A 317-nucleotide genomic window follows, 5' to 3' on the forward strand; every position below is an offset into this window, starting at 1 on the left:
GAAAGGGAGGTATATGTATTGGGGTTGGTGGGGGTAGTGATGTTGATGGGAGGGATGTTGAAAAAGGAAAATGGAAAGATTATAGAGTATATTGAATGGGGAGTTGTGGTGATTGTGTCTGTGGTGGTAATTGAGGATGGGGTGGGAAGCAAGAGGGTGTATGATGGATTGATTGTTGGGTGGTTGTGGGTTGTTTGGATGGTTGTGGGTATGTGGGTGAGGGTAAAATGGTATTTGTTTGTTGGAGGGGGGGTGTTGGTTTTGAACTTGTTGGTGGAAAGGAGACGTTTGTGGGGAAAGGTTGGGTGGTGGGGGTA

General features: G+C 46.7%; 1 protein-coding gene. It reads left to right on the top strand.

All coding sequences use genetic code 11. The features are described 5' to 3' along the window. Nucleotides 1–54: 54 nt before the first annotated feature. Nucleotides 55–317: hypothetical protein (locus tag FS736_RS23535; RefSeq protein WP_222125096.1), on the top strand; the 263-nt coding region annotated here is incomplete at its 3' end.

It is taken from the genome of Cytobacillus oceanisediminis 2691, assembly GCF_007678455.1.
GTDB lineage: Bacteria > Bacillota > Bacilli > Bacillales > Cytobacillaceae > Mesobacillus > Mesobacillus oceanisediminis_A.